Annotated in this window: 10 protein-coding genes; 8 read left to right on the top strand and 2 right to left on the bottom strand. The window is 52.4% G+C overall.

Going from position 1 to position 8414, the window contains the following annotated elements:
- Window positions 1-9 precede the first annotated feature (9 nt).
- Window positions 10-354 (top strand): hypothetical protein, encoded by a 345-nt coding sequence (locus tag WT24_RS34185; RefSeq protein ID WP_156441750.1) that lies wholly within the window; start codon window positions 10-12, stop codon window positions 352-354.
- A 117-nt stretch (window positions 355-471) separates the two neighbouring features.
- Here WT24_RS34185 and WT24_RS34180 read toward each other — a convergent pair whose 3' ends face one another.
- Window positions 472-1146, bottom strand: coding sequence for a hypothetical protein (locus WT24_RS34180; RefSeq protein ID WP_156441749.1), 675 nt, complete (start codon window positions 1144-1146; stop codon window positions 472-474).
- A 1151-nt stretch (window positions 1147-2297) separates the two neighbouring features.
- On the opposite strand from WT24_RS34180, the gene WT24_RS35730 reads away from it, so the two are divergent.
- The 6 genes from WT24_RS35730 to WT24_RS32105 all read left to right on the top strand — a co-directional run bounded on the left by WT24_RS35730 (window position 2298) and on the right by WT24_RS32105 (window position 6483).
- Window positions 2298-2399, top strand: a complete 102-nt coding sequence (locus tag WT24_RS35730) for a polymorphic toxin type 22 domain-containing protein (RefSeq protein ID WP_156441748.1) — start codon at window positions 2298-2300, stop codon at window positions 2397-2399.
- A 989-nt stretch (window positions 2400-3388) separates the two neighbouring features.
- Window positions 3389-4132, top strand: coding sequence for a toxin glutamine deamidase domain-containing protein (locus WT24_RS32115; protein WP_156441747.1), 744 nt, complete (start codon window positions 3389-3391; stop codon window positions 4130-4132).
- 81 nt (window positions 4133-4213) lie between these two features.
- Window positions 4214-4519: a YrhB domain-containing protein gene (locus WT24_RS32110; RefSeq protein ID WP_179949307.1), complete on the top strand. Its 306-nt coding sequence runs from the start codon at window positions 4214-4216 to the stop codon at window positions 4517-4519.
- Window positions 4520-4669: 150 nt separating this feature from the next.
- Complete coding sequence (locus WT24_RS34170; RefSeq protein ID WP_156441746.1) at window positions 4670-5173, top strand: hypothetical protein; 504 nt, start codon at window positions 4670-4672, stop codon at window positions 5171-5173.
- 201 nt (window positions 5174-5374) lie between these two features.
- Complete coding sequence (locus WT24_RS04230) at window positions 5375-5770, top strand: hypothetical protein (RefSeq protein ID WP_257127427.1); 396 nt, start codon at window positions 5375-5377, stop codon at window positions 5768-5770.
- A 110-nt stretch (window positions 5771-5880) separates the two neighbouring features.
- Window positions 5881-6483, top strand: a complete 603-nt coding sequence (locus tag WT24_RS32105; RefSeq protein WP_082742089.1) for a hypothetical protein — start codon at window positions 5881-5883, stop codon at window positions 6481-6483.
- A 1-nt stretch (window position 6484) separates the two neighbouring features.
- On the opposite strand, the gene WT24_RS04225 is transcribed toward WT24_RS32105, so the two are convergent.
- Window positions 6485-7081 carry a DUF4291 domain-containing protein gene (locus WT24_RS04225; RefSeq protein WP_060031461.1) on the bottom strand — a complete coding sequence of 199 codons (597 nt, stop codon included), beginning with the start codon at window positions 7079-7081 and terminating at the stop codon, window positions 6485-6487.
- 930 nt (window positions 7082-8011) lie between these two features.
- On the opposite strand from WT24_RS04225, the gene WT24_RS04220 reads away from it, so the two are divergent.
- Window positions 8012-8299, top strand: coding sequence for a hypothetical protein (locus tag WT24_RS04220; protein WP_156441745.1), 288 nt, complete (start codon window positions 8012-8014; stop codon window positions 8297-8299).
- Window positions 8300-8414 lie beyond the last annotated feature (115 nt).

Raw genomic sequence — 8414 nt, 5'->3', positions numbered from 1 at the left:
GAGAGAGCTATGGAAATTATCGAACTCAATGAAAGAGCCGGAACCATTACTTTCGACGTGGAAGTGGTTTTGAAGGGGTTCTTTGTCATGGATGGGCAGGATGGATATTTTGTCGAATCGGATGCTAGAGTTCGGGAAAAGAATTGCGCCGTTTTGGTGCGACATGATGATTTGAAAAAGAAACTTCTTTCAAGTGTCCCTGCCTTTGGTGGGGGGGCATATTTGTATGGGGATCAAGCTGAGATTACCGGTGTCTTGTCGAAATCGAATGATGGTAGATTTCTTTGTGAAATAACTAATGTAACAAAATTTTTGATTTATAAGCATGGTCAGGCTATGGCGGTTCGATTGTAATGTTTATTTGATTTGGGTTGTATCGGGCTGCCTAATTTGGTGTTTTCTTGATGCTGATGGGCATGTACGCTGATTGTTCGGAATTTCGTGCGCCACCTTATGCAGACACGAGAGTTCTCAGTAAATAGCAGGTAGAAAACTATGCAGCAAACGCCAGAAACAAGTTGGATCTCGTTCGCCCCACTCCTGATTGCCTGCGTTGGCGTCGCCTTCGCGGGACACTACCTTGCGAAGGACAAAGGCCGTCCGGTTCTTCGCTGGACGATTCTCTGTATCATTCCGTTCGTTAATTTCTACTGTTTTGCTTATCTTGTCGGTTGCACGAATCTTCGACTTGAGGCGAAGCTCGATGCGATTTTGCAGGGACAAGGGCGGAGTGCAGGCAAAGAGTAGTGGTGTCGATGAAATGTGGCGGGCTCGCATTGGCGAATGCTTGAGGATGGCACGCACTGCGACGCGATGGCTAAAGCTACAACACTGAAACGCACTCGCAGGAACTCTGACGAAGCATTCTCGCTTCTGGCCGAAATCGCCGCCAACCGCGGGCTTACGCTGGTCACCGGACAATGGAGCGGTACGCAATTTGCCTATCTGTTTCGTTGCGCGTCCGGCCACAAATTCACGCGCATCGGCACAGTCGCGATGCGCGGCACGGTATCGTGTCTCAAGTGCGAGCGAAGCAGGGTCGAGCGGCGATTTCCAGAAATGATCGACGAGAGTGGCGTCGCGTGCCGCGAAGGGCGCTTTCTTGGGCAAAACGTGCGATAGCACTTCACATGCAGCCAGGGCCACGAGTGCTCGACGGAGGCACGCAAGATTCTTGAGGGCAGTAGTTGCCCCACGTGTGCGTTGGCATATCGCACTGAACAACTCGCCGACAGTAACGGGTTGACGCGGCTTCAGGAGGCCGCCATAGCGCGTGGCGGCCGATGCCTTACCGACGCGTATTTCGGGATCAAGGAACACGACCTCTGGGAACGCGCGAACGGTTATCGCAGGCAGGCGCGCGGTTACAGTGTCGTCAAAGGAGGCAGGTACTGGCCCTGCTTCGCGCGTCGCAATGGGGATTCCCACCTCAAGTCCGAACGCCTCTCTGACATACAGAGCGCTCTCGCACGGCGGGCAGTGCCTGGACGAGACCTATCACGGAAGTAATGCCAAGTACCGGTTCCGATGTGCACGCGGACACGAATGGTTGGGATGCGGTCAATCGTGATAACGCAATCATCGACACGCGCATTTCGTTGCTGACGAAGCAGGGGAAGATGACGGAGTCTGGAGTCAACGCGTTTGGCGGGGCTACGACGACGGCTCTCAATAATATTCTGCAAGGTAAGAATGACAGCGTCGTTAGCGCTGGCATCACGAGCGGCGCTCTATCAGCTGTTGGTTATTCGACCGGTAAAGTCGCAGAGTCGTGGATTAATTCTTCGCTCCGGCCAACTATAAGTAATGCAAATGGATGAGCTGCCAGTGGGGTTTGGGCAAGAAACGGATGGAATTTAATTCGACCCAACGCAGTGGGAGTAATCGGCGGCACTATTGGAGACGGCATCACTCAAGAAGCCGTGGCTCCGATAGTTCCCACCCCAAACATCGGAGGTAAAAAATGAGGCGATGGGTTATAGCGTTCTTAGGTGCATGGGGAATTTGCGTCGCAGGTATGTACGTCGCATGGATTGTTGGGCTAACCCTGAATTGCATGTTTGCGACAGGATGCCTTCAGTGGCTGAGTATCGGTCATCTGATTTCTGCGGTAAATCTTAAAAGCGTTGTAACGAAAGGCACTATTCTTGCCGTTGTGCTTATTGTCATGGCATGGGTTGGTCGTCGAAAGAGATAGAAGGCGAGCGGAAATGATTGGCTGATTGGCGGCAGTTTTTTATGCGCGGCTTGCATTTGTCTTATTGCCTGTTCGATTGCATAGATCGGCGGAGGTATACATGTATACTGCGGTTGAATTTGGTATTGGTCAACCGGGTTCTATATCTTTCGGTGTAATGCCGTGGGGGCATTCGGCTGGAGTTACTGAGCGTGGAAAATAGGGGGTATGGCAGCAGTCGGTGGAGGCCCGAATCCGGATCAATGGGCGAAGATGACTCGTAAGCAAAAAAATGTTTATTGGGTATGTGTGGCTTTTGCATGTGCATTTATTATTGGACTTCTGATAAAAAATGGATTTTCTAGGGGGGCAAGAAAGAAATAATTGAAAAAATGAAGAAGATCCGTGTCGTTGATGATGGAAATCTGAGTGGCTGATTGCGTGCGGTGCTTTGCGTGACGCGGGGCTGGTATTTTTTATTGGGGCGCCCAATATACGGAAAGTGATCGAGCAAGAAAAATGAAGGGGTTCTCGGCATGGAAGACTGTCGTCTTTTTCTTGTGGGTAATGTTCTTAATTTTGGTAATTTGTCGGACTCCATCTCGGCCCATTGAAAAGGGGGGTGATGTTATGGTTGGGGATTTGAATTATTTTATCAAAAATTCAACCATTTTTTTCGGCATGAGAATGCGAAGTCGCGGCGACACTTGGGTTTTATAACGTAGATGCATCAAGTTTCGGTGCAAAAAAGCTCAGGTGCTCGAGAAATTCTTGGAGGAAAAGGGGGTGGGTGAAGGTGATCGCGAATACATAATGTGCAAAAGTGGAATAAAGGCGTCTATTTCTAAGGGACGATTACAGAAGTTCTGGGGATCGGAAAGGCGCATATTTTCGGTAAGCATGGTGTTCAATTCAGGAACTGAGGATTTCTGTCGCCGGAAAAGACACTGACCGATTTTAGGGTTAGCTAGGTCGGTGCGAGCGCCAACAAGGACGTCGACGAGTTACTGGGTAACGTGGCGTCGAATCTGTTGGCAGGGGAACTGGCGCGCTGGTCGGCGGTGGGACGGGGGCGTTGACCGGTGCAGCGGTCGATCGCTTCAATCGGCAATTGAAATCGACAAGATTAAGGCGCTGGCTGGCAACAATGTCGATCTCTACAACCGCTTGATTGCAACTGCTTGCTCGCAAGTCGATTGCTCGGCGGAGTTCGTGAAGGGTACTGCGGACTTCCGGAATTATGACGACATGCAGAGGCTTGGAGCGAAGCTCGCGAACGGCAAGGCTACGCAAGTTGCGTCTTGGGTCGGAACTGCTGCGTCGTCGGCTGTCAAAACTGCGGCAAACGGTGCCGTGCAGGGGGCGCTGCAAACGCTTGATGGATTGTCCGTCATTGGTGGCGGTGTCGGCGATCCTGTAAGCGAGGTTGGCCAATCGATTCAGCGGAACGGTGTGAAGCAAACCGCTGTGAATTCGGTGGCCGGGTTCTCGGATACGATGAAGGCCGTCGGCCAGGGTGATCCGACTGCTGTTGGGGTGTTGACTGGTAGTGCCGCGTTGGCGGTGCTTACTGACAGGGTTCTGGCAAGCAGCAAGCCGGGTATTAGCGTCGATATTGGTGAGGCGGTCGGCGGGCACAGCGTCCGAGATGTAAATTCGATCTATCCTTCCGATGGCCGAACGATGAATTGTGCGAACTGCGCCGTTGCCACAGACGCGACATTGGCCGGAAATCCGACGAGCGCCTTGCCAGGAGAGGTGACAAGCCCAGCGGATGTTGCGACGGCTTTTGGAAAAAAAACCTTCAATTGGATCGGTCGTACAGGCCCTGATGCGATTGCTCAGACTATGTCGAATTGGGGAGATGGCTCCAGAGCAGTTGTGTTCGGTGCTCGCGGCGATGAGGTAGGACACTTCAGTAACGGTAAATCAAGGCGGATCGATTCGCTTCCTTGATGGACAAACTGGCAAGCCTACAAACCTGAGCGATGGGTACACGCGATGGTTCATTCTCAGGACAGACAAATAGGAGGAAGCATGGCTATAACCAAGGATCAGGCGCTACAACGTGTTCAAGAGTATCTTGATCAAATGGGTTCAACCGAGTCCACCGGTGGATATGCAGTTGTTGAGGGAAAGACGATCGAAAAACAGTATGGGTGGGTGTTCGTATTCAATTCGAGAAAATATTTGGAGACGGGGAACATTATATTTTCTCTTGGGGGAAATGGGCCAATTGTTGTGGAGCGGGAGAGCGGGCAGCTACACCAATTGGGGGCGGCTTCGTCTCTGCAAAATTCTGTCAAGCAATTCGAGGATGCCCATGGTTTCGATTGTCAATGAAGGAAGCCGAATGGCAAGATGTTTAATGTGAATTTCGCCAATAATAGATCTTAAGGAAATTCTAGGGTCAGCATCTCCCGATTTGCTTGACTGGAAATATGTCGCTGCTGTGATTGGTTTTGACCCGGTAAGTAGGAAGTGGAGTCACTGATGAATCAAGGGTTTGACTGGGAAGCGCCTATTGAGCCAGGGCGGGCAATGCTTGGGTTACCCCTTGGGTTATCGCATGACGCTATTAAAAAGCTTATAGGGTGCGACGGTGAGACTCTTCAGAGAATAGTAAAATTCCATAATTCGCCGAGATTGTTGATCGACTGCCGTGAGCCGGGAGTTATATTTTTTCGTGCGGCTGATATGGAAAATGTTGTGTACGATTGGCAGAATATACTTGCCAGGCTTGTTTTTAAGAAAAATGTGCTCGAAAGCATTGTGGTCGAGTCCGTTGTGGGCGGGGCGGGGTATGAGTATAAGGGAAAGATTTTTACCAGAGTCGGTCTTGGTGCGAAAGTGATGGATTTGCTTGAATTCGGGTCGCTTGAATATGACGATGCTGACGAGGTCTTCTACTCGGATGGATTGGAGATTGCGGGCAACGATTCTTGTGATTTGTCAGTTAATCCAAATCAGGTTGTGGTATACATCAAAATATTTTGATCGAAATTTTATATTCGATTCTAGGTTGATGGCGGGTGAGTGACGACTCGACTTGGTCAAGGTCCGTATGCCTGTAATCGAAGCGCGGTTTGGTTTAAGTGGTTGTGCTTGTGAGGTCTTATCATGCTGTTGCGATTTGAAGACTTCGGCGTTCCTATGAAATGTGTCTTTCGGCTCGAAGATAGATTGCGAGAAGACCCTATGCAGGTTCAGCTCGCACAAGCGTTGAAGCTAAATGCTGCGAAGCCTCGAATGGGGCTTCGTGGTACGTATGGTCTATTTGGATCAACGGAATGGTGGGCCAGTATTCAAGAAGGCAGAATGCCACTTCTTTATCAAATTGATGTTATCCGTCGAGCGTTCGTTGCTGGACAAGACGAGAATGTGCCAAACAATACAATCGAAATTCAGTTGGATGACGGGGCGCTATGTACGTCGGGGATCTACGTCAACAACAAGATTGACGTGGAGCTTTTCCAACCTGGGCGTCGAGTTGGTATCGTCTATGCCCTCGACGAATTGAAGCAGCAGCCGGCCCCGGATGGCAGCCTCAATCAATCGAAGATCGCGTTGGAAATGGTGGTAGAGGTCGAGTAATGAGCTTATTGCGTCGCCTATTTCAACCGCTAGTGCGTACTGGGTCCGTAGGGGAAGTCGGAAACCTCGGTAGCGCCGAGCCGAAATTTCGCGGACGGGGGCAGAAAGCAATGTCAAATCTCGAAGAAACCTTAGGGCTGGTTCCCCCTGAGTCGCTTGAGCGGCAATATGCCGTCGCTGTGGCACGCCGCAACGGGACTGCACATTGGTTCTTGTCGGGCCACGATAATCTAGTACTCGATTGGAAAAAATGGCGGGACGAGTTTGTAGCTGCAGGCTATGAAGTGCCTGATGAGAGCGCAACGGCAAGGGAGAGAGCTGGTATTGTAGTTGTCGATCAGGATGCAGCCGAAGAATTCTTGGCGGAGCCGATAACTCATCCCTTAAATATTGATTTTTTGAGGGGTGCTCTGTTGGAGCGATTCTCGAGCGCGAAATCCTGGTGGGACGTCGATTTTTTATTCCCCATTGCATTCATTGATTTTGATGGCAAGAGATTCTTCGGTTTTTATCACAATGGTCCACGATTGGAGCGCTATGTCCCCGATGGATGGACCGGGGAGTTTGTCGATTTTGCGAATACCTTGCCCGATGAAGTGTTCCCGGTAGCCGATAAGTTTTGGATCGTTGACGGCCGCGATCTACTGCATGAACTAAACGAGCGCGGCCGAGCGCCGCAGTCGGGCGATGTCGCAAGCGATCGTTCAAACTGAATTAGGCGAGGGCTTCGTAGACGGTTTCTTTTGGCAGCAACGCGCGAGCCGACGCAAGGTCGCCTTGGAGGACACGAGCGTGCACGCTATGTGACAGCGGAGTTACGTCGGTGATGCGCTGTATCCACTCATGCACATACAGGTCGACGGCTTGCTTGCTGAGGCCAATCTGGATCGCACGGTGTGTGAGCGGTTGTAGCGATAGATCGCGCTCTGGGTCCCATTGAACGCGTACGGGAGCGCTCTCCTTGATGCGCAACCATTCCTCTCGATTCATTGCTTCCTCAGGGTGACTCGGACAGCTATGAGCCAATGCCCACTCAAAGCCTTGGCGCGATATGTCGATGGCGAGAATGCGTCTTTGTCCGGAATCTTTCAGTCCCCAACCTGAACGGTACATCATCCACATGAACGATGGCTTAATCCAGGTCATTCGTTCCATCTTGAACGGTGGTGAAACGAATGTTCCATTCGTCAGAGCAGAATCGGCGATCGCGTCTGAGTACGCTTGGTAGACTCGGATTGTGTGGTCGTCGTACATCGCGCGGATTTGACGGATTGGGATCTCTCCGTGGTGCGGTTTCAGCTGATTTTCCATGACTGCATTCTAGCTCGGGACTCGTCTTCTAGATGGCTTCGGAGCAAGTTGTTCCGATTGGGTGGGATGTCCGGTGTTCGTGATGAAACAATGCGGTTGTTTAGGATATGGCGCGTACAGCTGAAGAGGCGTTTAAACATACAGTAGAGCTTGCGGAGGCGGGAGGGCTCACGCTTCTGACGACGGCATGGGCTGGAGCACAGGCGAACTACCTTTTCCGGTGTTCGAATGGGCATGAATTCGAGCGGCTTGCGACGTCTATCCTGTACAAAAATGTGACCGCATGTCCCGAATGCAAGCGGGAAGCGCTGCGTGACCGATGGATGGAAATTGTCAGGGAGCGCGGAGGAGAGCTTGTAGGGAGCGAATTCACGACCGTAGCGAGGCGATACCGCCTCCGCTGTGCGAAGGAGCATGAGTGGGAGGCGCTGGGACAGCATATCGTTGCCGGCCACTGGTGTCGGCGTTGCGTGGCGGAAGCCAATTCTGCGCGCCGATTGGACCATGACGGACTTGCACGCCTGCAGGCGGCAGCGGCGTTACGGGGTGGGGCTTGTTTGAGTGAAAGCTATACGGGCCTGATGTCACGATACCGGTTTCGTTGTGCAGCAGGCCATGAGTGGCAAAGCTTTGCCGGTTCGATCTTGGATGGGGCATGGTGTACGGCATGTCGATTCGACGAAGCGGGAGCGGTAGCGTTTGAGCGATTGCACGCCACTGTTACGGCGCTGAACTGGCGTTGTCTCTCTGGCACCTGGGCCGGCTACAACGAGCGGTATGAATTCGAATGCGAGAAGGGCCACCGATTTACTCGCAATGCAATGGCGCTACTGTACCGAGGCGAGCAAGCTCGTTGTGAAGCATGCGAAGCGTATGAGATTGAAGCGCGCTGGCTGAATGCTATCGCTAGCCGGAGCGGAGATCTTCTCAATGGACCGTTCCGGGGGCTACCCGTTGTACTTGATTCACCAGAACGTTGGTTACATGGTGTTCAATCAAGCCGGCCCGGTCGTTGACCAGCGCGTGCTGTTTTGGGGTGTCGTCGCTGCGGCGATAGGCACAGCGCTGTTGGTGCATGTGATCGTTGAGAAACCGGCCGCCGGCCTGCTGAAGCACGCGCTGTTGCGTTCGCTCGACGCACTACAACACCGCGCGCGGGCTGTGGCGCGGCGCCGGCAGGGGCAGCACGGCGATCAGCGTGATCGTCTTACGGGATGAGCGCCGCGGACGTAGCGCGTCGCCATACCCAGCCCGCTGTGGCCGGCCAGGCGCGGCCCTGCTTTCAATCCGCTACTTCCCCATTTCACTGTCACGTCCGCGTCATGATATGTCC

This window comes from Burkholderia sp. MSMB1078WGS (genome assembly GCF_001528895.1).
Taxonomy (GTDB): Bacteria; Pseudomonadota; Gammaproteobacteria; order Burkholderiales; family Burkholderiaceae; genus Burkholderia.
Note: the sequence above shows the minus strand (reverse complement) of the source record. Positions and strands in the feature narration are given on the sequence as shown.

Excerpts from the sequence above, each read along its gene's own strand:
- WT24_RS34185 (WP_156441750.1), top strand. The coding sequence starts at position 10 with ATGGAAATTATCGAACTCAATGAAAGAGCCGGAACCATTACTTTCGAC.
- WT24_RS35730 (WP_156441748.1), top strand. The coding sequence starts at position 2,298 with ATGTATACTGCGGTTGAATTTGGTATTGGTCAACCGGGTTCTATATCT.
- WT24_RS32110 (WP_179949307.1), top strand. The coding sequence starts at position 4,214 with ATGGCTATAACCAAGGATCAGGCGCTACAACGTGTTCAAGAGTATCTT.
- WT24_RS34170 (WP_156441746.1), top strand. The coding sequence starts at position 4,670 with ATGAATCAAGGGTTTGACTGGGAAGCGCCTATTGAGCCAGGGCGGGCA.
- WT24_RS04230 (WP_257127427.1), top strand. The coding sequence starts at position 5,375 with ATGCAGGTTCAGCTCGCACAAGCGTTGAAGCTAAATGCTGCGAAGCCT.
- WT24_RS32105 (WP_082742089.1), top strand. The coding sequence starts at position 5,881 with ATGTCAAATCTCGAAGAAACCTTAGGGCTGGTTCCCCCTGAGTCGCTT.
- WT24_RS04225 (WP_060031461.1), bottom strand. The coding sequence starts at position 7,081 with ATGGAAAATCAGCTGAAACCGCACCACGGAGAGATCCCAATCCGTCAA.
- WT24_RS04220 (WP_156441745.1), top strand. The coding sequence starts at position 8,012 with ATGGACCGTTCCGGGGGCTACCCGTTGTACTTGATTCACCAGAACGTT.